Origin of the sequence: Mucilaginibacter sp. OK283, from assembly GCF_900110415.1 — a bacterium.
GTDB lineage: Bacteria > Bacteroidota > Bacteroidia > Sphingobacteriales > Sphingobacteriaceae > Mucilaginibacter.
Genome location: NZ_FODR01000008.1, coordinates 17,192 through 41,880 on the forward strand (window position 1 = coordinate 17,192; position 24,689 = coordinate 41,880).

24 protein-coding genes are annotated in these 24,689 nt (G+C 42.2%); 12 read left to right on the top strand and 12 right to left on the bottom strand.

What is annotated here, in order from left to right:
* Positions 1-82: 82 nt before the first annotated feature.
* Positions 83-586 (bottom strand): lipocalin-like domain-containing protein, encoded by a 504-nt coding sequence (locus BMX56_RS18150; protein ID WP_090651096.1) that lies wholly within the window; start codon positions 584-586, stop codon positions 83-85.
* Positions 587-737: 151 nt separating this feature from the next.
* Between BMX56_RS18150 and BMX56_RS18155 the strand changes: the two genes are divergently transcribed.
* Positions 738-1,577 (top strand): AraC family transcriptional regulator, encoded by an 840-nt coding sequence (locus tag BMX56_RS18155; RefSeq protein WP_090651097.1) that lies wholly within the window; start codon positions 738-740, stop codon positions 1,575-1,577.
* A 174-nt stretch (positions 1,578-1,751) separates the two neighbouring features.
* On the opposite strand, the gene BMX56_RS18160 is transcribed toward BMX56_RS18155, so the two are convergent.
* Positions 1,752-2,114, bottom strand: a complete 363-nt coding sequence (locus tag BMX56_RS18160; RefSeq protein WP_090651098.1) for a helix-turn-helix domain-containing protein — start codon at positions 2,112-2,114, stop codon at positions 1,752-1,754.
* Positions 2,115-2,302: 188 nt separating this feature from the next.
* On the bottom strand, positions 2,303-2,614 hold the full coding sequence (locus BMX56_RS18165; protein WP_090651099.1) for a hypothetical protein: 312 nt from the start codon (positions 2,612-2,614) through the stop codon (positions 2,303-2,305).
* Positions 2,615-2,863: 249 nt separating this feature from the next.
* Between BMX56_RS18165 and BMX56_RS18170 the strand changes: the two genes are divergently transcribed.
* Complete coding sequence (locus BMX56_RS18170; protein WP_090651100.1) at positions 2,864-3,202, top strand: hypothetical protein; 339 nt, start codon at positions 2,864-2,866, stop codon at positions 3,200-3,202.
* A gap of 206 nt (positions 3,203-3,408) precedes the next feature.
* Here the strand turns inward: BMX56_RS18170 and BMX56_RS18175 are convergent, their stop codons facing one another.
* Together BMX56_RS18175 and BMX56_RS18180 are read right to left on the bottom strand one after the other, a co-directional pair.
* On the bottom strand, positions 3,409-3,819 hold the full coding sequence (locus BMX56_RS18175) for a hypothetical protein (RefSeq protein ID WP_143065468.1): 411 nt from the start codon (positions 3,817-3,819) through the stop codon (positions 3,409-3,411).
* Between the two features lie 108 nt (positions 3,820-3,927).
* Positions 3,928-4,122 carry a hypothetical protein gene (locus BMX56_RS18180; RefSeq protein WP_090651102.1) on the bottom strand — a complete coding sequence of 65 codons (195 nt, stop codon included), beginning with the start codon at positions 4,120-4,122 and terminating at the stop codon, positions 3,928-3,930.
* A 191-nt stretch (positions 4,123-4,313) separates the two neighbouring features.
* Here BMX56_RS18180 and BMX56_RS18185 point away from each other — a divergent pair, with 191 nt between their 5' ends.
* Positions 4,314-5,015: a S24 family peptidase gene (locus BMX56_RS18185; protein ID WP_090651103.1), complete on the top strand. Its 702-nt coding sequence runs from the start codon at positions 4,314-4,316 to the stop codon at positions 5,013-5,015.
* 62 nt (positions 5,016-5,077) lie between these two features.
* On the opposite strand, the gene BMX56_RS18190 is transcribed toward BMX56_RS18185, so the two are convergent.
* Positions 5,078-5,374 carry a hypothetical protein gene (locus BMX56_RS18190; protein WP_090651104.1) on the bottom strand — a complete coding sequence of 99 codons (297 nt, stop codon included), beginning with the start codon at positions 5,372-5,374 and terminating at the stop codon, positions 5,078-5,080.
* Positions 5,375-5,848: 474 nt separating this feature from the next.
* Between BMX56_RS18190 and BMX56_RS18195 the strand changes: the two genes are divergently transcribed.
* Positions 5,849-6,352, top strand: a complete 504-nt coding sequence (locus BMX56_RS18195; RefSeq protein WP_090651105.1) for a GNAT family N-acetyltransferase — start codon at positions 5,849-5,851, stop codon at positions 6,350-6,352.
* A 241-nt stretch (positions 6,353-6,593) separates the two neighbouring features.
* Positions 6,594-6,938, top strand: coding sequence for a hypothetical protein (locus BMX56_RS18200; RefSeq protein WP_143065469.1), 345 nt, complete (start codon positions 6,594-6,596; stop codon positions 6,936-6,938).
* Positions 6,939-7,006: 68 nt separating this feature from the next.
* Here BMX56_RS18200 and BMX56_RS18205 read toward each other — a convergent pair whose 3' ends face one another.
* From BMX56_RS18205 to BMX56_RS18230, 6 genes are all read right to left on the bottom strand, one after another.
* A complete protein-coding gene (locus BMX56_RS18205) occupies positions 7,007-11,803 on the bottom strand; it encodes an NHL domain-containing protein (protein WP_090651107.1) in 4,797 nt (1,598 codons plus the stop codon).
* A 281-nt stretch (positions 11,804-12,084) separates the two neighbouring features.
* On the bottom strand, positions 12,085-12,387 hold the full coding sequence (locus tag BMX56_RS18210) for an RNA recognition motif domain-containing protein (RefSeq protein ID WP_090651108.1): 303 nt from the start codon (positions 12,385-12,387) through the stop codon (positions 12,085-12,087).
* A 155-nt stretch (positions 12,388-12,542) separates the two neighbouring features.
* Positions 12,543-13,136 (bottom strand): hypothetical protein, encoded by a 594-nt coding sequence (locus BMX56_RS18215; protein ID WP_090651109.1) that lies wholly within the window; start codon positions 13,134-13,136, stop codon positions 12,543-12,545.
* Positions 13,137-13,329: 193 nt separating this feature from the next.
* Entirely contained in the window at positions 13,330-14,580 is a 1,251-nt protein-coding gene (locus BMX56_RS18220; RefSeq protein WP_090651110.1) for a BamA/TamA family outer membrane protein, read from the bottom strand.
* A gap of 90 nt (positions 14,581-14,670) precedes the next feature.
* Positions 14,671-15,135 (bottom strand): RES family NAD+ phosphorylase, encoded by a 465-nt coding sequence (locus BMX56_RS18225; RefSeq protein ID WP_090651111.1) that lies wholly within the window; start codon positions 15,133-15,135, stop codon positions 14,671-14,673.
* Between the two features lie 119 nt (positions 15,136-15,254).
* Positions 15,255-15,758 (bottom strand): antitoxin Xre/MbcA/ParS toxin-binding domain-containing protein, encoded by a 504-nt coding sequence (locus BMX56_RS18230; RefSeq protein ID WP_090651112.1) that lies wholly within the window; start codon positions 15,756-15,758, stop codon positions 15,255-15,257.
* A gap of 289 nt (positions 15,759-16,047) precedes the next feature.
* Between BMX56_RS18230 and BMX56_RS18235 the strand changes: the two genes are divergently transcribed.
* The 7 genes from BMX56_RS18235 to BMX56_RS18265 all read left to right on the top strand — a co-directional run bounded on the left by BMX56_RS18235 (position 16,048) and on the right by BMX56_RS18265 (position 24,664).
* Positions 16,048-16,506, top strand: a complete 459-nt coding sequence (locus BMX56_RS18235) for a terminase small subunit (protein ID WP_177183855.1) — start codon at positions 16,048-16,050, stop codon at positions 16,504-16,506.
* Positions 16,507-16,666: 160 nt separating this feature from the next.
* The gene (locus BMX56_RS18240) at positions 16,667-17,923 is read left to right on the top strand and encodes a PBSX family phage terminase large subunit (protein ID WP_090651114.1); all 1,257 of its coding nucleotides are present in this window, start codon (positions 16,667-16,669) and stop codon (positions 17,921-17,923) included.
* Between the two features lie 107 nt (positions 17,924-18,030).
* A complete protein-coding gene (locus BMX56_RS18245; protein ID WP_090651115.1) occupies positions 18,031-18,738 on the top strand; it encodes a hypothetical protein in 708 nt (235 codons plus the stop codon).
* 243 nt (positions 18,739-18,981) lie between these two features.
* A complete protein-coding gene (locus tag BMX56_RS18250; RefSeq protein WP_090651116.1) occupies positions 18,982-19,422 on the top strand; it encodes a hypothetical protein in 441 nt (146 codons plus the stop codon).
* A 39-nt stretch (positions 19,423-19,461) separates the two neighbouring features.
* Positions 19,462-21,534, top strand: coding sequence for a hypothetical protein (locus tag BMX56_RS18255; RefSeq protein WP_090651117.1), 2,073 nt, complete (start codon positions 19,462-19,464; stop codon positions 21,532-21,534).
* Positions 21,535-21,746: 212 nt separating this feature from the next.
* The gene (locus BMX56_RS18260; protein WP_090651118.1) at positions 21,747-23,816 is read left to right on the top strand and encodes a hypothetical protein; all 2,070 of its coding nucleotides are present in this window, start codon (positions 21,747-21,749) and stop codon (positions 23,814-23,816) included.
* On the top strand, positions 23,813-24,664 hold the full coding sequence (locus BMX56_RS18265; RefSeq protein WP_090651119.1) for a hypothetical protein: 852 nt from the start codon (positions 23,813-23,815) through the stop codon (positions 24,662-24,664). The genes BMX56_RS18260 and BMX56_RS18265 overlap by 4 nt, the downstream gene beginning before the upstream one ends.
* Positions 24,665-24,689 lie beyond the last annotated feature (25 nt).

Consider the following 24,689-nt stretch of genomic DNA (forward strand, 5'->3'; position numbering starts at 1 on the left):
TTAAGATAATATCAATTTGCAAGGCTTGAATTGACTTCAGCCTGAAGCTCGAAATAAAAAAGAATGGTTTTTAACCCATTTATTACAGCCTGCGCCAGGCAACCTCGGCAATAACAGCCTGCCCGCCCTGGGTAGTGTGCGTTACCACATATTTAATTTGACTGCCCGTATAGGTGTATGAGCGCTTTTGTACAGTACCCTCCCAATTAGGGAACGATGCATGAGCTATGTTAAAAACAATGGTTTTGCTTTTTTCATCAACCGAATACCTGCCGAAATGCGCGTTGCTACCCTGTACCATTGCCGCATTTTCTTCGGGTGTACTCTTATTTTTATCACCCGATGCAACCTGCGTCCGTAATGCTTTATAAATCTGGATGGCGTAGTTTCCCTGAGCATCAAATATCAGCAGCCCCTGCGGATTATCGCCATAAGGATGCACCTTGCTGCCATCCGGGTAAATGTTATCAACAGATACAAGCGTCCAGGTACCTGTTAACTCTTCGGTTAACGGCTTCTTATTTTCCTGGGCGTACAGGTTAGTCGCTGCAAAAATTACCAGCAGCATAAATGTTATTTTTTTCATGATTTTGTTAATTTTTTATCTCTCAATGTTCTACTTGTATAGCTCAAATGTTTCCGTAGTACATCTAAATTCATTCTGATGATGCAAATTTATACAGATATTGGCATGCATCTCCTGTAAGTTTTTTCACTAATTCTGTATTTTTGAATTGATGAAAAAAGAGAATTTATATCGTCCGTTTGAAGTTGATTTTAAGGTATTGGAGCATTTTCCCAAAGTAACAAGGAGCAACAACTTTTTTGAGCTGATATATATTGTAGACGGCACGGGCGTGCAATTCATCAATAAAAACAAGTTCAATTATCGTAAGGGTAATTTGTTTTTATTAACCCCACAGGATACACATTCTTTTGAAATAAATACGGTAACCAAATTCTTTTTCCTGCGGTTTAATGAATACTACGTGCAAGGTAGCGCATCAAAAGATAAAGCGATGATACAAAGGATGGAGTATATCCTTCAAAATGCAAGCCACCGGCCGGGCTGTATTTTAAAAAACAAAGTTGATAAGCCGCTGATAGCCAATTTGGTTGAAAGCATTATCCAGGAACAAACAAATCAACAAATTTATTGCGATACCATTATCACCCAGATAGTGAATACCATTATCACGATAGTTGCCCGCAATATAGCACTGAAACTTCCTAAAAACATTAAGGAAAACACCGGCGAAACGGTATTGGAGATTTTGCATTACATACAGGAAAACATATTCGACCCCAAAAAGCTGAGGGCCGAAAACCTGGGGCGGCACTTTGGCATCTCGTTAAGCTACCTGGGCCGTTATTTTAAGAAACAAACCGGCGATACATTACAGCAGTACATTTCGATGTATAAAATAAGGCTGATTGAAATGAGGTTGTTACACAGCGATATGCGTATAAACGAAATTGTTAACGAACTCAATTTTGCCGACGAAAGCCATCTTAACAAAATATTCAAAAAATATAAAGGCCTGAGCCCCACCGAGTACAAAAAGCAATTTTGCTGATAATGTGTAGAAGCTAAAAGCAGAATGCACAAAGCTTAAAGCTAACTCATTGATTTCTATTTGATAAAAGAACAAATGTGAAATTAATTAGGAGATCTTATATACTACAGAATATAAAATAAAAAAGCCGGGCATCTTCACGAAGCCCGGCCACTATATTTTTAATTTTACTTATTAACCCGCTTTTCTATCATTGCCCTGCAGCTGTTGGCGCAATTCTTTTAGCTCCATTTCATAAGCGCGCATCCTGGCCTGAAGAATATCTACTTCGGTACGCATCATTTGTATTTCGGTAATTAGCTTGGCCGACTCGGGTTTATTGATTTTTTTTTCGCCTGTGCCAAGGATGAGCCATTCGGGCGAGTATTTAAGCTGAAAACAAAGTTTACGAATAAGGTAATAACTGATGTCCTGTTTTTTGTTTACCACCTTGCTGATAAAACCCTGGTCGACACCAATAGCAGTGGCCAGGCCCATTTGGCCGCCATGCTCCTGTACAATTACTTTTAGCCGTTTTATGATTGCTTCGTCAGACATATTATGCCTGCAATAATAAACAATTTGTTTATTAGTTTATTGGTTCACTGGTTCATTAGTTTATTGGTTCATTGGAACGCGGGTATAGTGAACAAAGGGCTTTTTGGCTGAATGCCTTGTATCTATCTTGCAACCCCGCCAGAAAAGACCAATGAACTAATGAACAAGTGAACCAATGAACGAACAAACTAATGAACTTCTACCGTGCGTAGTAATTCGCTAAGATGTTTATTGTAGGTGGTAATACTTATCCGACCCGATTTATAATCAGAAGTAAATTTATCGAGTTGTTGTTCGATATTTACTGGTACAACAGTTTTATTGAGGGCATTATTTAACCTATCCAGCTTTTGGCCAAGGCTTTGCATCAGCAGCAATGGTTCAACATCGCTGGTTTGATGTAGTATTTTATTTACTTTACGGCGCTGTTGTTTATCAAAATGTAATATTAAAAATACAGCAGCCGATCCCAGGATTACGAAAAAGTAAAAAGCGTCCATAACATTAAAATAAATTTGAATACTACTGTTAATACGCTTAATTGAAACTATTGGTTACGGCTTATTTAATAAAAGTTGTTAACAGCTTAATGAATGGTTAAATAAAGGCCCGGCTTTTGACACTTTATAATTGTTTTATTACGCTGTAATTTAGCCCGGGTGCTTTTAAAATTTGATTTAAAAAGCAGTACTTTGTATCGTACTTAATATGGCGAAAACAAAACACCATTTTAAAACGCTTATAACGATATGAAACCAGGAGACAAGGTAATTTGCATTAACGATAAGATAGATCCCGAAAAAAGCGAAGAGATACGCCGCGATTTTGAGATTTGGATAACCCGGGATAAGGAATATACCATTCGCGAGATACTGGATAATAATGGCATTGTCACCGGCGTATTACTGGAAGAAGTACACAATTTCCCCAAATTTTTTAAACTGATAAATCGTTTCCAGGAGCCCGCATTTGCCCAGTGGCGTTTCCGCAAACTCAATTATGCCAGCCAGCCGGCAGAGGCGCTAAGCGAAGTAGAGGAATTGATAGAGCAACTGGAAAAAGAACAACAACAGGTAAAAGTAAAATAAGCCCGCAGAAATCACCTATTACTGGTGATGAAATTATTAAACCGGAAGCGAATTGATGGCAGTTAAAATCAGCACGATAAATGTTTAACATGCTGATTTTAATTCATTTTTTGGTGCACACTGAAGAATAAACCTCGATAATAGCGGACCGTATTCAAATTGGTTGATGCCATTTTCAATATGTATATAATTCCAAATGGCATAAATCAATCATAGGTACCAGCAGCCTCTGTTTCTACAAGTTGAGTAAGTATAGCTTTTAATGTTGCTTCGCGCGCCCATTGTTGCTCAACGCCCGAAGCATCTTCCTGATACCATTTAAGCGGGCTGTTAATTTCAATACGGGCTTTATAAACAAAGTTTTTTGTGGGGTGCATTTTGCTGCCTTCGTAGCTGTTCAGGTTCTCGGCCCTGATTATTTTTGCAAAATCACGGGCCTTTACATCCAGCAGCAAACATTCATCCAGCGAGTTTTTAAAATCCTGTTTGTCCTCCAGCCATAAAATCAAAGCATCATCGGTAAGCTCGTGATCGGCAATAGCTATGCGGCTATAATCATAATCAACAGATATAATCATCCACCATAATTGGTCTTTTAGTTTTTGTGTAATTTTCATTTTTTGTTAGTTTATTGGTTCACTGGTTCATTAGTTCATTGGATATTATGCCCTTATCGTGTAAACTATTGCAACTCTGCTAACTGCAAACCGGCAACGGCAAACTGCTCAACGGAAAGCGGGCTGCCAGCCTGGGCTGTATTTTTGAATAGCTATGATCTCTTTACTTAGTTTTTGGCAGGCAGCAAGGTAGGCCTGGTAACGAAGCAGCGGCTCGGGCAAATCGCTATTATCATTATTGGGGTCTGGTGAAAATACCGCTGTTCCATTTGGTTGATTTAGTGCAGAGTAGGCAATATGCATATGTGTAGATTTTGGTTTATTTAGATTTTCTGTAATTAATCGATTAAATATTTCTGTATTACACTTCTGTAAATTCCATGTAATTAAATTTGTTTTTGATTTAATTTGTCTTAAATTAGCAAAAGAGAACACGACAAATATAAAGAATTATCTTTAATATAATCAAGAAAAATCTGTAAAAAAATATCTATATGGATGATGCATTAAAACCAAATAAAATCAAAACCATTCGCCCGGAGACGCTGGAGTTTATTATATTATATACTCAATTGAAGGGAAAAGCGTTTGCAGGCAACGCGCAACTTGCAGAAGCGTTAGGTTTTAACTCGCCCAGCTCCATCACCGAAATTGTAAAGAGCAGGCAAAATATCGATCCGGATAAATTCAGAATTTTTAAAGAAAAATACAAAGAATTCATATCTTGCGAACATAAGATCATAAATAAAGAAAAAAATACAGAAAACAAAACAAAGGAAGGCATTCCAATGTATGAAATTATTGCAACCGCCTCGGGTGTCGAGGTCTATAATGATATAAATGATTCCCAACCTGTTGGGCGTATGAACTTTCCGGGTATCGAGGATTGCGATTTTGCATTGCCCGTTTGGGGGCACTCCATGTACCCGTACCTGGAGAATGGCTGTTGGGTAGCCTTAAAAATTATTCACGATAAGAAAATATTACCCGGCGAGGTATATTACATTGAATGGGGCGATTATCGCATGTATAAAAGGCTGCTGGCCGGCGATAAGCCGGATGAAGTGATAGCACACTCAGATAATACTACCGAGATGGTTGGCAACCGCCTGAAGTACGCCCCCTTCCCTATCAACGTTGCCGATATCAAAAAGCTTTGCCTGGTAAAAGACATTCATAAAAAACATAATCATTAATAAGAAAAAAAACTATATGTAGATTTCAGATGTGCAGATTGTGGAGTATGTAGATACTGCATTCAAGCCATTGGAGCACTCATCCTGAAAATGATACAGTCGAGATCTGTCTTCACGCTCTCAACCAGTTCGTCAACTTCGGCCTGGGATAGGCCTTCCCTGAAGTCATTCCGGCTGGTATCACTCAAATATTGCAGATAAGGGGCAATCATAAGGTTGTGCTTTTTATTTAAACGATTGCCATCGTAAGCCACCATTTTAAACATCTTATCAAGGTGCGCAAAATAGTTGCGCTTAGTTAAGCCCTCTATATCAGCCGATTCCCTTTTTATTTGTTTCAAAAATTCTTCGGGAATCATATTTTATTATTTACCTTTAATGCCCGCTATTTATATACCCCGGCAAAGATATAAACAAACGGACTACTACCCTGCAATAATCGATTTATATTGCACCGGTATTTGTATTAAAATAAAAGCTTAAACCCTTATAAAATTCCTAAAAGTTGTATAACAATTTAATAAGCACTTCGTTTATCTAATATAGCAACACATTATGGCAAGCAGGGCATCACAATTTATCTCCCACCAACTCAGCGTTGGCAGTGCCTTGCAAAACGTTCTCTTTTACGGAATGCTGGCTTTTTTAGTTTGCCTGGTAATAGCGCAGCTGCAAACTAAACATGCACATGCCCGGCACCGATCAATTTCAAAATAAAACAACAACTATCATTTGCGTGGCAATTATGCTTTGTAAATTTCTTGTGGTGTTTATCCCATAGAAGTGTATTAATTTTAATTTCACCAATTAATCTGCCATGCTTAACTTTAATTATGCTTATCAGGCTCGCTACCTTTAATGACATTCCTTTTATAATGCAGCTTATCGCCGGTGTTATCCCGGGCATGATAGCTTCGGGCAACCTTCAGTGGGACAATGCCTACCCCAATACCGGCGTTTTCACCGATGATATAGCACAGGGTTGCCTTTGGGTGGCCGAAATAGATAGCCTTATTGCCGGCGTTGCCGCCATAACCACCAACCAGGAGCCCGAATACGCTCAGGCAGGCTGGGATATTACCGAAACTGCAATTGTTACCCACAGGCTTGCAGTACTCCCCCGGTATCGTGGCCGGGGTATAGCCGCCGCTTTATTACAACAGGCCGAACTGGAAGCGATTAGCCGCGGTATAAAAACGCTACGAATTGATACCAACATGCATAACCAGGCTACACAAAAGCTATTCCCTAAATTAGGATACATTTTTGCCGGAGAAATTAACCTGGGTTTCAGGCCGGGGCTAACATTTTATTGCTACGAAAAAAGGCTTGATTAAAGCATTTGTTGTCACGTAAAAAATTACCGGCAAACGCCAATAAATACCGGAATTATCGGCTATAAACCACTTAATAACTGGCGTTTGCCAAATAGTTATTAACATTTGACCAATTTATTAACACATATTAAACATTCATACACAATAGCCATATATTTATTTCAGCCAATGCCACAGCTAATACTCCAAAGCCGGGCAAACTAAATTATAAACGAAGAGAAGAATAAAGATGGATCCTGTAATGTCGCTTTTAATTAGTGGTATCGTTGCCGCAATTATTTTAGTAATGTTTAACAAACAACAAGTTAGTAAAGTAAGTAACAACATTTATACAGATGATGTGCAACAACTTTACCTGCTTACCGCTGCCGAATATAAAATCAACGCGTTGGAAAATCAGCAACAGCTTAGGCAGAGTAAGCCAGAAAACAAAACCACCGTTTTGTCTGACATTGAATTTGACATAGCACAACTGACCCAAGCCTTTAACGAAGGTAAAATTCAGTTAAATGAGCTAAATAGCAAACTCGATAACTTATTGGATAAATTCGGCGTTAATAGTGCCGAATTATCGCAGGCCTGCTAATTTACTTTACCCAAATAAAAAACGACTTGCTTTAAGCAGCGGGCTTTGCTTATTTTGCTTTTATCCTGTTATCTTATAACAACTACATACCCGGATAATTTCGCGTGCCCTTTTTGGGGCTCGATGATATAATAGTACGTTCCGGATGGTACAATACCGTTATTGTAATTTCCGTTCCAGGCCTGTTTATAATCTACCGATCTGAATACCGAAATACCATGACGGTTAAACACGTTTACTATGCATCCCGGATAATTTGCCAGCGCCGGTATGCTCCAGGTATCATTACGGCCATCGCCATTGGGCGTAAATGCATTGGGTATAACTATGGGCGCTATGATACAACCAGCTTCGGGCTTAAGGCTTATATCGATGATGTTTGATTGGGCCGGCGTGGGGGCAACACATTTGCCATACGTAGTCATAACACAATACACCTGGTCGCCATCAGCTAACATCTTAGTAGTATAAGTATCGCTGTTGCTTACCAGTGCGCTATTTAAATACCATAAGTACGTTGGCACACCGCTACCGGTTTGATAGTTTGCCGGTGTAGGTGTAAAAGTTATTTCTTTACCCTGGCATACAGGCATAGGCACCGATGCCGCTATAGTAACCGTACTCACCTGAACAGGATCGGCAATAATATTTGCAACTTCAGATACCGGCGAGGAAACAGGTGTGCAACCATCGTTATTTACAACCATGCACGTCACTTTATCGCCCCCGGCCAACGTACTGGTGGCATACACACTGCCCGGATTATTAATTTGCTGCCCGTTTACCATCCATTGGTAAGTTGGGTTACTACCCGCGTTAGTGGCCGTGGCGGTCAAAGAAAGCGCAGCTCCCGAACACGAGCTGACTGTCCCGTTCGGATTAATACTAACCGTTGGCAAAATAACCGGCTTTATCAGTACTTTAATTATGTTTGATTGAACAGGTGCAGGCGTAACACATTTACCATATGTAGTCATAAGGCAATATACCTCGTCACCGTCGGTAACGGTATTAGTGGTATAAGTATCGGCACTGCCAACCGGAGCGCCATTCAAATACCAAACATAGGTAGGTAAGCCTTCAGATGTTTGATAATTGGTAGGCAACGGGGTAAAAGTAACCGTGCTGGCTGCACATATGGGTATAGCAACCGATGAACTAATGGTTACGGTACTTACCTGTACCGGTGTTATAATAATATTTGCTGGTGCCGATACCTGTGAAACAATTGGTGTGCAGCCATCATTGTTGATAACTGTGCAGGTTACCATGTCGCCGTTGGCCAATGTATTAGTGCTATAAGTTTTGCCGGAGTTGTTAACAACCGGCAAGCCGTTTAAAAGCCACTGATAAGTTGGATTAAGGCCTTCATTTACTGCTGTAGCCGTAAACACTAAGCTACCGCCCGCGCAGCCGCTAATGTCACCTGTCTTATCAATACTTACCGTTGGCGGGGCGGCGTCGGGCCTATAAGATACCCTGAGTGTATTTGACGTAACTGGTGCACTGCAAAGCAAGTCCGCAGCCGTTACGGTACAGGTAACTGCATCATTGGCCTGTAAAGTGCTGCTGTTAAAAACTGCGTTATCAGTTCCTGCATTGGCCCCGTTTACCTGCCATTGATATGCAGGATTGGCACCTGCATTGGCTGCCGTAGCATTAAAAGATACTAACTGACCGGCACACGGTATATTAACCTGGTTGATGACAACCGTTGGCGTTGCCGCGGGGTTAACTTTTATGGTAAAAGTAACCGGTTTACCGGCGCACATTAAGCCCGTGGCCGAATTGGGCGTAACGGTGATAGTGGCCATTAAAGGCAAGCTGGTTTTATTAATAGCTGTAAAAGTTATATTTCCTGTACCTCCAGCCGGCAGACCAATAGCCGGGTTATCATTTGTCCAGCTATAAACATCGCCGGTACCCGTAAAAAGTATGGGTGATGTTACCGCACCATCGCAATAAGGTTGCGGGTTTACAACCGGGTTAACTACCGGCAATTTGTTTACCTGGGCGGTAAGCGGCACATTAACATTTCCTGCATCGGCTGATGATAATATCAACTCAGCTGCATATGACGCGGCAGGTGAGTTATTTTTTAATTTCACATACAGTGTTATGGGCTTAACCTTATTGCCCTGCAATACAAGGAACATAAAATCACTATAACCCGCCGCCGGGCTGGCGGAAACCTGGAAACCGGCCGGGGGGGTAACATCTATATTTGAAGCTAAATTTGTACCCTCAACCGTAAATTGCAGATAATTTGAAGGCGCCCCCTCGCAAATATTTATATCACCAGTTACTGCCGATGCAGTAATGTTGCCCACAAATTCCCTTACTTCAATGTTTAGCGTAAAGCTGCTACTCCCTCCGGCGTTGTAAGCTGTAACAACATAATCGGTAGCTGGCCATATCACTGTTGGCGTTCCAGTTATAATGCCTGTTTTAGGATCAAACACCAAACCTGCAGGTAGGACCTTATCAATAGTGTAGCCCGTGGTTATTACTTTTTTTAAATAATTGCCGTCAAATTCAGATACAATCAAATTGCCATCGGGGCCCAAAGTTATGCCTGCCGGGCTACTAAAATAAACACCTGTTCCAACTCCACTCTGGGTGCCCCTTGGCCCCCCGCCTGCAATAGTGGTAACCACCTGGTCGGGCGTTATTTTCCTTATTGTACCATTGCCCCGGTCGGCTACGTACAGGTTTCCCGATTTATCAATTGTGATACCGGTTGGGAAAGCAAACTTTGCTGCTGTACCCGTACCGTCGCCGGCACCAAATGTACCGCTGCCTGCAAAAGTTGTTACATCGCCAAAAGGGCTTACTTTTCTTATAACATTGCCTCCTTGTTCGGCAACATATAGGTTGCCTGCGGCATCAACCGCAATCCCTGCAGGCTGTTTAAAGCTTGCTGTATTGTATTTGCCATCCACAGTGGCTGCTGCACCGCTGCCCACAAACGTATATACATAGCCTGTAGGCGAAATTTTACGAATAAGGTTACTACCGTCAGATACATAAAGGGTGCCGGCAGCATCTATAGCTATGGCGTTCGGGTTTATAATACTGGCCGCTGTACCTTGTCCATCCTTGGGCCTTCCAATTAGCAAGCCGCCGGCAAATACGCTAATCGTTCCATCAGGTACTATCTTTAATATGTTATGCTTAGCATAATTAGCAACATACAAATTACCTGCCGCGTCCCTGGCAATACCATACGGAAGGTTAAATTTGGGCGAAGCAAAATTTGGCCCTCCCGGAATTCCATCAGGCGCAAGGGTTGATACTATACCATCTGGCGTAATTTTACGGATACGGTAATTGTCGGCATCGGCAAGGTAAATATTGCCTTCGGCATCAGTCGTCATTCCATACGGCTCTGTAAACTGTGCCTGGTTGGCGTTGCCATCCTGCGCACCATGTAAACCGGTGCCGGCCAGCACATCGGTTTGGCCGTAAATGGTCGCAGGCACCTCGCCGCCGGTATTAGTTGGCTTCAACGGTACAATCAGTGCATTTTTTTTGTACACATTAGGGGTAGTGTAGCTAATATCAGGTGCACTAACCACCGGGGGCAAAGCATTGGCCTTTACCTCTATCATGAGTGCGAAGCTGCTTTCTCCACTTAAATTATAGGCCGTAACTGTATATTGGGTTGGTGCCCATACTTCTGATGGTGTTCCGCTGATAGCTCCTGTTGCCGGGTCAAAAATCAATCCGGCAGGCAAGGGCTTATCAATGCTGTATCCGGTTACCTGTATTTTTCTTATTATATTATTGCCCTGGTCTGCTATAAACAAATTACCAAGGGCGTCAACGGCAACACCAAGCGGCGCAAAAAACTTTGCTTTTTTTCCGATATCGTTAACCTTGCCCGATGAGCTGCCCGCTACAGTAGTTACCACACCATCGGGTGTTATTCTGCGTATAAGATTATTCCCCGTATCGGCAACATATATATTCCCCAATGCATCAATTGTTAAACCATTGGGAAAATTAAAGCTTGCATTAATGCCTTTACCATCAATAGCGCCTACAATATTCCTGTTACCTGCAAACGTGCTTACGGTACCATCGGGCGCAATTTTGCGGATTATAGAATTGCCGCCATCGGCAACATATATATTACCTGCAGCATCTGCAACAAGCCCGGTAGGGCCATTAAAACTTGCCGCAATACCTTTGCCATCGAGTGTCCCCCTGTTGCCGCTGCCGGCAAATGTCGTTTTTACGCCGCCGGGGGTAATTTTTAAGATAACATGATTAAAAGGTTGCGATATAAATAAATTGCCCAACGCATCTGCAGCCACGCCATAAGGCTGATAAATACCTGTTGCAGGAGACGATACATCAGCCGCCATGGTAATTTTCCGGATACTTGAGTTTACGCCGTCGCCAACGTATAGATTGCCGGCCACATCTTTACTTATATACACCGGGATCGAGAACCTTGCAGCAATGCCTTTACCGTCAACATTTCCTTGTGTGCCATCGCCCGCAAATACAGACACTTCCCCGGCAGGCGTAATTTTCCTGACCTGGTGATTTTGAGAATCGGCTACATAAACATTTCCGGCATTGTCGGTAACAACACTCACAGGTGCATGAAATGATGCCAATGCACCTTGCGCGTTTACATTACCTATAACGCCGCTACCTGCAAAAGTACTAACACCACCATACGCATTTGCCGGTACCGCGCCACCTGTATTATAAGGCTTTAACGCCGTTATAATCGTATTAATCTTGTAAACATTTGGAGTTGGATAACTGATATCCGGGGCCTGGCCAAAAGATATGATTGCCGTAAATAACAGCAAAACTAAAATAGCCGATACTTTTACAGACGCCTGCACTTGTTTAGGTTAATTTGTAAAACAACCAGGACATTAAGGGCTTATAAGTGCCAAATTTTAAAGATTTGTATAGGTTAGGCATATAATATAATTTAAATATGAAAGCCAAAGAAATTGGTATTATAAGTAATACTAAATTAGGCATTTATCTATCAGATAATCAAATTTAAAACCTTGCATTTAAACAAGAAAAACAGGGCGGGTTTAACCCCAATTTTCGGACGCAAAAAAAGCCGGACATAGCCCGGCTCATATCTAAAAAAGAATAAATTTTAAAGCTCTTAGTTGCGCCTGAAACCGCCTTTGCCTCCGCCGGTGTTGCCACCGCCGTTAAAACCAGGCCCTTTGTCTTCGGCTATGTTAACCGTAATCCTGCGTCCATAATAACTTGCGCCATTCATACACCTTATCGCTTCCTTCGCTTCGTTATCGTTCACCATCTCTACAAACCCAAAACCCTTACTCTCTTTTGTTTCGCGGTCTTTAATGATCCTGAGCGATTTAACCGGCCCAAAATCACCAAAAACTGCTGTTAATTCGGCCTCATCTACTTCTAAAGGAAGCCCTGCAATAAATACTTTCATCAATGTCTTTAAAATTTGCATAAAGGTACAAAAAATAAGGGGTATTTTACCCGCTACCTTTGTAAATAGCTTGGTTGCAACGGCTTTTTTACCTTTAAATTACGCAAGCAATATTAACTCACACTATAAATAAAGGCTATTAAATGAAATGATAATTATTTAAGCTGGAGCTCGAAACTGCCTTCTACACGATAAAATGGCGAGTTTTCTTTATCGTCTTTAGCCAAAAAGGTAAAGAATGTACCTTTTGCTATCATATTATCCTTGTTGTATTTATCAATAGTTATTTTGCCCGAATCATCCTTGCCAACAAATTTCGTTAGCGTGTATTGCAGCAGTGGTTTTTTTTCATCAACCGTAAACAAAAACTGGCTGCCGGCAACCTTGCTGTTAATATTGGCAGAGGCAAAACCTTCTGAGCTTATTCCAAAACTCATGGTATGCGCTTTGTTGATGGCTGTAATGCCAAAATACTTGTTATCGCCGTTATGAACGTTAATGAATGCTATCGAATCTGTTCCGGCATCAAAAGTATAGGTAGAATCCTCGATCGTTACTTTTAACGTTCCTTTTCCGGCCAAAAAATTACCCGGGTTATTAATAATACCTAAGGCTGTGCTATCAGCAGCCGTTACCGGTTTGGCAGTCTCCATATCCTTTACACTCTCATCTTTCTGACATGATGAAACCACCACCGAGATAAGTAAAGCATATAAAACAAACCATTTAGTAAACCGGATGCTATTCATTAGGTTATTTGATGCATAAAGCTAACAATAAAAATTCTAAAAATTTATCAACCGGAATTAATTTAGTAAATATTTAACTTTTTTTAACGCCCATATGATACATAAACACCGCTACGATATTATTTTTCGGAATATTATAAATTATGCCCATATTTAACTAACAAACACCCTTAAAAAGCTTTGGGGTGGGGCGTTAAAAAACTTCGCCTACATTAATGAACAATCCCCTGGAGCCCTGCCGGCCGAAGCCATAATCAATTGCGATATTTGTTTTTGATACTTTATTAAGCTTAATACGCAAGCCCGGTCCATAACCAGGTTGTGGTGCCTGCAACCCGGTACCTGGCCCTGCAGAAAACGACTGGCCATTTACAAACAATACACCGCCCAATAAACCATTGCTTGTAATTTTAAAGCGATACTCCCCTTCAAGATATATCATCTGGGCGCCGCGAAAACGGCCCTGGATATAGCCACGACCGGTAGTAAAATTTTGATCGTTGGCGGTTGAAGGCAATTCCAGGTAAGCGGGCCGGCCATTAATTATCAACCAGTTGTATGACCATATGGCAAAAACATTTTCTGAATTGCCGGGTAAATGGTAGTACTTTCGTATGTCAATAATAAGCGAACGCCAGGGCCTTGTGCTACCCAAAAAAGTAAAATTATCCCGGTAGGTTATTGCTGTATAAAAACCCCGCGCCGGGTTTATAGAATTATCGCGGCTATCAAATAGTGCATTAAATGTTAAACCGGTTGATATAGCGCGCGGTACCGGGCCATATTTTTCATAATCGGATACGCCGCCATTTAACTGGCCTTTTTCCTGCATGTTCCAGCGGTCGTCAAAAATATAGCCCAGGCCGGCAAAAAAGTTGCCGCCAATATTACGCAAAACCGTTTCATTAATCCTGAAAAAAGAGAAATCAAGCGGATTTTCGTTTACCATGTTTGAATGGCTGCCTAAACCAAAGGTGCTCTGTGGGTATTTAAAATACCTTAAATCGCTGATAATATTAAGCTGGTTATCCTTTGTCCAGATGCTGGCCAGTAGTGGTACAATAACTTGTTTTTTTTGAGTATAGGCCGGGTTTATGGTGATGGTAGAGATGCGGGCCTTTGGCGCTGTGCGAAAAGCAATGTTGCCGGATATGGTAGCCGCCAGGGATGTTTGCAATGTGTAGCCGAAAGCCGGCAAAATAGAAAGTACAGGTTTTGTGCCGATGGAATCGACTTTTGCATTTTTATCGGCCTTAACAAAAACTGAGCTGATAACGTCGATAATATCCTTTTCATTGGCCGTATCAGCCGGGGTGGCAACAATAGTATCTTTAAGCTTAGAGTGCCCAAGCGGAATATACCTTTTATCCTGCGCGTATAATACCGAGCAACCAAACAGCAGGACAATGAGCGCAAAACTAAAAGTGAATATTTTGCCAGGCATTATTATTTGGCATTTTAAAGTTTGGTAAAATTACAAGTATAGCATAATTATACCATTTACCTATTTATATCAATTTAAATACCAGGGCTTTTATTGTGCTTTTAGCCGTGGGTCGAAAGTAAATTTATTTACGCTGCGAATTTTTATTTTTTCAAAATCCGGGTGGGCCGGGTTAAGCAGGTAGTTATATTCCAGGTCGATAATTGCCGATGGCACTTTTAAAATCGCGGTTTCCATTTTATGCAGCCATTCATCGCCCAACTGTTGGGTAATGGGGTAATTAATCACCTTGGCCCATTGTTCGTTGAGTTTGGTAAGTTGGCTGATCGTTATTTCGGCGATGGGTAGTTTATCCGGAACCTCAATAATGATCACCGAAAAATTGCCGCTTTGTAACGACGTACCTACCGAATGGGCAAGTTTTTCTAAACAGGAAAGCGCCAGGGAACCGCCGGTATAAATTACATACTGCCCCAACGAGTTCCATCGCCCGTCGATACCCGACCCTTTGCGGTCATAGGCATATTTGGTTTGGCTTATGCGGTAGGTGAGCAAGTTTTAATTATTGAATTATCGATTTATTGAATTGCTGAATTATTGATTTAGTCGAATTATCTAAATTGGGGCAACCATGCACAATCAATAATTCAATAAATCGATAAATCAATAATTAATTAAGCAAGTACCCCATAATCAATGCGGATAAGCTGGGCTATTACAATATTGATGCCGGTGATGGTATCGAGCAAATCAAAGGGAATGGCATCAATGCCGGGGTTGTAATGCTTTAACCAGCTTTTAAATTCATCAAGCGTGCCAAAGGTATCAAGACCTTTATTAAAAAGTTCAAAAAGCTGGATGATGTGCTCACTCAGGCCCTGGTTTAAATCCCTTGCGCCCTGGATGTGTTTACGCAGGGTTGGCTCGGTGATATCAAGCCATTTGGCAACATCAATTTGCGTTGCGCCCGTAACACGAATTAAATCGGTGATGGCGGCAGATTGCAAACCGTGTTTTATAGCACCAAGCTTGGCCAGGGGCGATTTAAAATAAGTTTCGTAAGGCACAAACAAATCATGTAACATAAATGCCGATGCATCATGTTCAGGTATTACATACGGTTTTGAAGGCACCTGCCTGGCGTTTGTTGTGGTATACTGCCCTTTTACTGATTTCATACACAAATGTAATTATTTTCTTTTTAAAAAGAAAATAATTTAGTTCACTTTAGTTCATTGGTTCATTGGTTCATTGGTTCATTGGTTCATTGGTAAACGCGGGCGTAACGAATACAGGGCTTTAAACTCTCGCTGCCGAACTCCCTGCCTGTTATACCACCAGACAGGACCAATGAACTAATGAACCAATGAACTTATTTACTAATTATTTGCTAATTTTTTTGGTAAGTTAAAAAATAATCCTTACATTTGATTCTACTTTATGCCAATCGGCATTTTAAACATAGCAATGAAAACTTCTTATAAATTCAAAAACGCCCAACAGTTGGGCGAGTTGATAGACGATTATTTTTTATATATTAAAGGAGAGTATGAATTAATGCAGCCAAAAGGACGCTCAGCAAAACCAATTCAGAAAATTTATAGCCGTGAACCAGAATTCCCTACCATTAGCAGCCTGGCTTTATTCCTTGGATTTGATAGTATGACAGATTTTAAGCAATATGAAGAGATGCGAAAATATTCAAGGCCTTTTAACCATGCCCGATTGCGTATTGAAGCGGCATACCAGCAATTACTTTTTGAAAAACCAACCGCTACCATATTCGCACTGAAAAGCATGGGCTGGAATGACAAGCCAGGAGCAACTAAAACATCAACCGAAACCCACAAAACCCTCAAAGTCGAGATGACCAGCACCGGCCCGAAACCTGCATCTACCGAAAAGGAAGTGGATGTTTTAATTTGAGAATCTTTCGAATTTGAAAATTTGAGAATTTGAAGATTTGATAATTAATCGCCATCCCTCCAATGCCCAATGGCAGCGCAGCGAAATGACCAATGACAGCAAAGCGAAATGACCAATGACAGCGAAGCGAATGACTAATGACAGCAAAGCGAAATGACCAATGACTAATGACCAATTAACCAATGACCCCAAATTTGAAGTATCTATCCTGTTTGGGCAAAATTTCAATACCGACGCCCATGTTGTGGTTAACCAGGGCGGCACAAGCTCGGGTAAAACCTACGCCATTGGGCAGGTGCTGTTTTGTATAGCTTGCCAGGCGCCAAAACAGGTTATAACCATAGTAGGCCAGGATATTCCCAACTTAAAAGCAGGCGTGCTGCGCGATGCGTTAAGTATTTACAATAGCTCGGTTGTGTTACAAACAGCGGTAAAAAGCTATAATAAAAGCGACCGGATATTTGAGTTCCATAACGGCACTTTAATCGAATTTAAAAGCTATGCCGATCCGCAGGACGCAAAATCGGGCAAGCGCGATTACCTTTTTATAAATGAGGCCAATGGCATAAGCTACGCGGTTTATGCCGAGCTGGCCTTGCGCACCCGCAAACGTATTTATATAGATTATAACCCCAACAGCACCTTTTGGGTACATGAACAGGTAATAGGCAGGCCGGGAGTGCAAACCATTATATCCGATCACAGGCATAACCCCTTTTTGGATGATACTGTCAGGGCCAAAATAGAATCGTTAAAAACCGAGGATATCGAATTATGGAAAGTGTATGCCCGGGGCCTTACCGGTAAAATATCCGGGCTCATATTCCCCAACTGGTATGTTTGCGAACAAATTCCGCCCGAAGCCAGGTTAATTGCCACCGGCCTGGATTTTGGTTTTACCAACGACCCAACCGCCTGCCTGCAGGTTTACCTGCAAAATGGCGAGCTATGGATACACGAATTGATATACCAAACCGGGCTCACCAATACCGATATAGCCACCAGGCTAAAAGCCGAAGGCCTGAGCCTTAAAACCGAGATTATTGCCGATAGCGCCGAGCCAAAATCGATAGAAGAATTTAAGCGCATGGGCTGGTACATCACCGGGGCAAAAAAAGGCGCCGACAGTATCAATAATTCTATTGATATACTTAAACGGTATAAAATAAACGTAACCCGCGCCAGCGTCAACCTGCGTAAGGAGCTCGACCGCTATAAATGGCGTGTTGACCGCAGCGGCAAAACCATCAACGAAGCTGTAGATTCCTACAACCACTTGATAGATGCCCTAAGATATGTTGCTTTAAATAAACTGGCAATAAACAACCGGGACAGAAAATTAAGATCAAGGCTGCCATATAACCCTAAAACAACCAGCCGCAGCATGTTTGATGAACTAATTGGCTCACGTTTTTAACCGACCATTAAAACTCCCCCTTCAGGGGGCTGGGGGGCTAACCAATAACACTATCCCTGTAAATTAACCAATCAAAAACTCCCCCTTCAGGGGGCTGGGGGTTCATTATGATAGAAAAAACATTAAAAACAACTACGGGCAAACTGCCCATCAAAATCCCCACTCAATTAAGCGATGTTACGCTTGGGCAAATGATGGTCATGCAGGCCAAACCAAACTTAAATGATATTGAAGCCATCAGCATTTTATCGGGCATACCCGTCAGCGAGCTTCAGCAGGTAAAAGATGCCAACGATTTTCTTGTTTTTGCCGATAGCGTACTGGCATTGGCTTACCAGATCAAATATCTGTACAACAGCGACGTGATACCCAAACAGATTAGCTTCCTGCTGCCCGGCGAAAACCGGCCAAAAACGGTAAAGGTGTTAGATAACCTATCGGTTGAGCCGGCAGGCGCTTTTATGGCCGCACGGGAAATTATTGCCGATGAGGTAAACAACCACATTAAAAAATTTGGCGAAGAGGACTGGAAAGAAAACTTTAACCCATCATTAAACGCCTGTTGCCAGGTATTGGCCCACTATTTTTATTGCCGGGCAACAGGCAAACCCTATAACGAATACCAGGCCGAAGAATTTATCAACCATATAAAAAACATGCGGGTAACGGAGGCACTGCCCATATCCAAACATTTTTTTTACTGTTATCCCAGCTTATCGAAACCGAAAATAAGCTTCTGGCGTCGCCTGCAACAATTTTGGAAAAACGGGCTGGCATACAATCGTTCGAAAAATTTAAATATATCAACACCATAAACGCCCTTGCCGATGGCGATATCACCAAATGGGATATCATTCTGAACATGCCCTACGAAAGGGTGCTCACCAAACTCCTGCTCAACAAAACCGAAGCAGAATATCAGAAAAGGTACGGGGAAATCAGTCGGGAGTCTTAAGTTCTGAGTTTTGAGTCTTAAGCTCTTTGGTTTAACATAATCTCACTCGCAAATTACTTTAAAATCAATAATTCACTAAATCACTAATTCAATAATTGCCTCCATGCGCAACCAAATAGAAGCCATTGTACAATCATTAACCGGCGGCCCAACATTTGCCTACGGTACCCAAAACGAATTAAACACCCTGGCAGATGATAAAATTTTCCCGTGTGTGTTTATGTACCCGCTGCAGCCCATCGAGGTATCGCCACAGGTAAACGGCTCTGTTAATAATACATTCACCATCTATCTTGAATTTTTATTTAAAACAGATTTCGGGCAGTTTACTGCCGACAACGAAACCTTTGTGCAGCAGGCGCTGCAAATGGCCAACCAGTTTATAGTAAAAGCATCAAAGTATCGCGAAGGCGAAGGCAGGTACTTCCGCATCAAGGCTGGCATCAAGGCAAAATGCCTGCCGGTATATAATAAGTTTGATGTAAATACTACAGGTGTCGGATTAACCATCACCCTGCCAACCATGTACTACGATACATTTTAAGCCAACTTTTGACCACCTAAAAATCAAAACAATAAAAACATGGCTATAGTAGCAAACATCACCATTACCAACACAACCAGCCCCAGCGAAGACCAGGTTTATGGCGACGGGCACATTTTTTTAACCGATTCTGAAACTAACCAGCCCGTAAACGGCAACAACGTTCTTGTAACCTTTACCCAGAATATTAATGGCAACATTTCCACACGATCGGTAACCATACCAGGGCAAAGCATTAAAATATTCTCGGGCCTTATTGCCGATAAAATAACCGGTTATTTTGTTACTTTCAGTACGCCGCAGCTGGGCGCCGTGCCCGATCCGGAGCCACCGGTAAACACCTGCGACCTGAAGATCAATTTTATCCACATAGATAAGCCCGAATCGGCCCCCGGGGCAGCCGACGCCCAGGTGACGGTTAATGCATCATCAACCTATGGCCCTATCCAATACAGTATCAACTTTGGCGATACGTGGCAGGTTTCGGCTACATTCTCAAACCTCAGCGGTGGTATACTTTCGGTAGCAGTTAAAGATGCCAACAGTTTGGGCTGTACAGCTAATGGCTCAGTAAACATCCCTACCCTATCCGACCTGCTGATCAATGATCCATCGGTAACCATCGGCGGCAATACCTCCCGCTGGAACGCGGCATTTAATCCCGTGGTGTTCACCTATCAGCGTAAAGACTTTAGCGTATCGGCCGTTACTGCTAATTACGAAGCCGGCTACGCCTGCGTCACGTTAAACACAAACCTCACCAACCTGGCCGGTGACTCCCTGGTAAAAACCGGCGATAAAGTTTACATAAACGCCGGCTCTTACAAAGGTGTTTACGAAATAGTAAAACCCTATACGTATAACCAATTGGTGATTAAAACGCCATTTGTTGGCGATGCAACGGGTTTTATCAACATTAACAATTTGCGGCCCTATTACAAGGTAATTACCCAAATAACCTACATAGATAAACTCACCGGCCGCCAGGAAACCATCACCTCAAACAACCGGCCCGATGGCACAGGGCTGGTAAAGGCAGATTTATCTAACTTTTTGCAAAGCCTTTTACTACCCATCGATAACAGCGATTATACTCAAACCAATTTTCGCGACGACAACCTGAGCGCCAGCTACCAAATACAATATGCCCAGCACTGGGACGATGGCACATCCGAAGGGCATACCTCGGAATATGTAAACCTTGTGAACCCTTATTACGTGGTTTACGCGGCAAAGCAATTAGGCGAACAATATGGTGGTAACCTGGCTGCATTTGTTCCCTTTGTCAATGTAACTAACCCAGCCCAACGCGCCCGCTGGATAACCGATTTTACCGAACCGGCCTATTCCATAGGCTACCCTTTTGATATTGGTTTTATTTACAGCGAAGAGATGCTTGGCCGGCAATTATATTGCGAAATAACTTTGCTAAATATTAACCGCCAGCCCTTAGCCGGCGAAACCGAGGTAAGCAGCCTGCTTAACGAAGATGGCTCCTGGCTACTAAACCAGGATGGCAGCAAATACATTATTGCCGGGCAAAACCAGGTAAGCTTCCCTGTCCCCGGCCAGTTAGGCTTAAACCGGGTGATGATTAATAATAGCTTCCCGCGCGAGGCGTTTTACTTTAACCTCACCCTTAAATATGACGATGAGCATGGCACGCATACCGTCACCCAAACACAAACAATAAGGATAGACGATGCGGTTGACGACCAGTCGGTTTACCTGCGCTGGATAGGACTGAGTGGTTCCTTTAACTATTATCGTTTTGTTTTTAACCAGGAGCTTAGCCTTGATGTCCAAAATGCCACCATCATCAAAAACTACGTGCACGATTGGGAAAACCAGCAGGGTATTGAAGAAGTGATCAGCAAAACAGCTGGCCAAAAAGTGAAGGTGATGGCCGAAGACCTGTCCGTAAACGACATTAAAGGCCTGCAATCCATCAAATACTCGCCCAAAGTGCAAATGCTGACAAACAAAAACCCGGTTAAGTGGCAAACCATCGTCATCAACACCGCCACCTTCAGTGAGTACGAAACCCGCAACGGCCAGGCCCCATTCAGCATCACGTTTAATATGCCGTCTATCAATATACAAACGCAGTGATTTTTGATTTGGGATTTCGGATGTTCGATTTCGGATTTATTTTGCCATACAAATCATCCAATGACAGCGAAGCAAATGGCAAGCGAAGCGATAATGACTAATGACAGCGAAGCGAAATGGCAAGCGAAGCGATAATGACTAATGACAGCGAAGCGAAATGACAAGCGCAGCGACAATGACCAATGACAGCGCAGCGATAATGACTAATAAAGATGAACGATTTACAACTATATATTAATGACCAGCAGGTTGATCTGAGCGATGACAGCCCCATCGCGCTTACCTTCCAGATCAACAACCTCGCCGAGGTTAAAAACCAGCAGGGCAATACCAGCAACCAGTTTAAACTGCCGCTTACCCAGCGCAACCGGCAAATATTGGGTTTCCCGGATGATGTGACCTTTACTACCGCCCAACCCTACAGTTACTACGATGCCCGCATTATACAGGATGGGTTAGAGATTGTGCCTTACGGTATTGCCCAGTTAAACACCATCGAACAAAATACAGCCAGCATAACCGTGCTAAGCGGCAATGTTGATTTTTTTGATGCTATTGAAGGTAAAATGTATGATATGGGCGATAGCACTACACCTTATGGCGCAAAACAGCCATTTAAACCATTTCAGCACAAATGGACGGTAGAAAATGCGGCAAAATCGCAGGTAAAAACAGATGGCTGGATTTGGCCTGTTGTTGATTATGGTAGCCTGGTTTACAAGGTTACCAACGATAACGAAATCAATGTACGCCAGTTAAGGCCGGGCTTTTTTATAAAAACAGCTATCGATTTGATGCTGGCGAGTAACGGGTATAAGGCAACGGGCTCGTTACTTAAAAACCCGGTTTACCCGCTGCTGATAGCGCAGTTTAGCAATGATAATTTTGACCATGGCAGTGATTACCAAAATCAGCCGGCCACCAACGGAATCAGCTATTACAATGGAATGGACATCGTTAAGGCAGAGAAAAAAAATTCGGGCCATCAACCCGGCGGCCTTATTGCCTTTCCGAATGTACAATGGGACCCAACAAACCACTATACCGATGGAAAATACACCGCGCGTGAAACTGTTACGGTTCAGGCTACCCTTACCATTCCCAGGTTCCATTTTTACGGAAGTGCAGGTGATAACAAAAGCTCGGTAGATATCAGCATTATTTTGGATACACCAGGGGAAGGTATGCAGTCGCCGGCAATAAAGACATTTAATTTCGACGATGGCTTTGATACATACGAAGGAAGTGGTAAATCGTTAAAGGCTGGCAAAACATACATAGGAACGGTTATCAAAACAGCCGATCTGGAGTTAGGCGCCGGCCAGCAGCTGCACATCGAGTACGATTTTCACGGTGCCGCCCCCTACAACTTTACAATATACGCAGGCGCTACATTTACAGTAACGGTTCAAAATCAGCAGGTGTTATATGGTCAGGATGTTCAATGCGAACGTATTTTTCCGGATATCAGCCAGAAAGACCTGCTGAAAGATACCTTGCAGCGATTTGGCGTTATCTGCCAAACCGACAATATCACGCGTACCATTAATTTCGCGTCGTTTAAGGATATTGTAGGCAATATTCCCAACGCCAAAAACTGGACCGGTAAATGTCTTGATCAAGGCAAAACCGTAAGCTTCCAGCTGGGTGGCTATGCACAGGTAAACAACATGAAATACAAAACCGACGACAATATACTGCCCAAAAGCTTTGCCGACGCGCAGATAAAAGTAGCCGATAAAACGCTGCCCGCCAATGCCGATTTGTTTGAAAGCCAGTTTGCCCCCACCCTTAACCGGCCTTATATTGGCGGCACCGTAGCCCAGATAAAAATGATTGACGATACAGCCGACGATAACAGTTTCAGCATCGGCGTTACGCCACGGATATTGGTCGATTCCAAAGTACGGCTGGCAGGCAAAACCATCAAATTTACCGATGGCGATGCAGCCAATGATATGTTTGTGAACGATTATGTATCGGCCCCCTATTTTTACAAGCCCGACGGCGAACACAACCTATGCTTTGCCGATATGCCCGGCAACGGCCAGGGCAAAATGCTGCCGGGCTTAAAAACCTTGTATTATCCCGAACTGGAAAAAATACTACAGCAAACCAAAAAGGTAGTGCGTTATTTTTTACTTACGCCGCGCGACATCCTGGATCTTGACTTGCTGATACCCGTTTACCTGGAGCAGGACAGCTGTTACTACTACATCAATAAAATTGACAGCTGGCGCAAAGGCCAGCCAACTAAGGTGGAGTTGGTGAAGCTGGGATGATACTAAAAATAAAGTTGTTGGCTTATTTGCAACAAACAAATGTGTTTATTATTTTTACCAATAAAATTAGCAACCTAAAACAATATCATATGGGACTGTTTGGCAATAACAACTTAACTGATGAGATCGTAGAATTAGAATGGACCCAGCAAAATACTAACTGGGGGCAAAGAGTAAGCAATTTTGGCTTCGGGAGGATGATGACTTTATTATTAATTGCAGTGGTTGGTGCTTTTTGTATCTGGATGGTCAATAATCAAATAGAATTAACCTGGGGCAAAGTAAAGGCAAATGATAAATTATATGCATCTGAGTTGTTCATTACCGATACATCTGGCTTAACTATCCCACTAAAAAGAATGATAAGACCCGTTAATCAATCTGATATAGATACTATGAAGATATCATTACTCGAAAAAAGAAAGATGTCGACCCAATTAGATACAAGCAATACCGAGCAACGGATAGTTGATATAAGTGATATAATTATACCACAGGACAGCATTTTTAAATATGGAACGGCATTCGTAGGAACATTTTTATCAAAAGACAGCACTACAAAAACTTTTGAAGGAGTTACGGCCGATAAGACTTATGCAATAATACCTAATAGCCAGCTTGTTAAAACCGGTTACGAACAAAAAATACCCAAAGGTTATATATTGGCAAATAATTACTATTACGTGAGTCCGGAAGATGTGAGGTTAGAGGAACCAAACGCACTTAAAAGCCATAAAACGCCAGCTATAAAAACTACAATATCCTCTACTACAGATAGTTCCAAAGCTAACAACCAGCCTGTTCCTCCGGTAAAACATCATAAACACAAGCATAAAATCAATTCATGATCTACGGCATGATATTACTACTTGT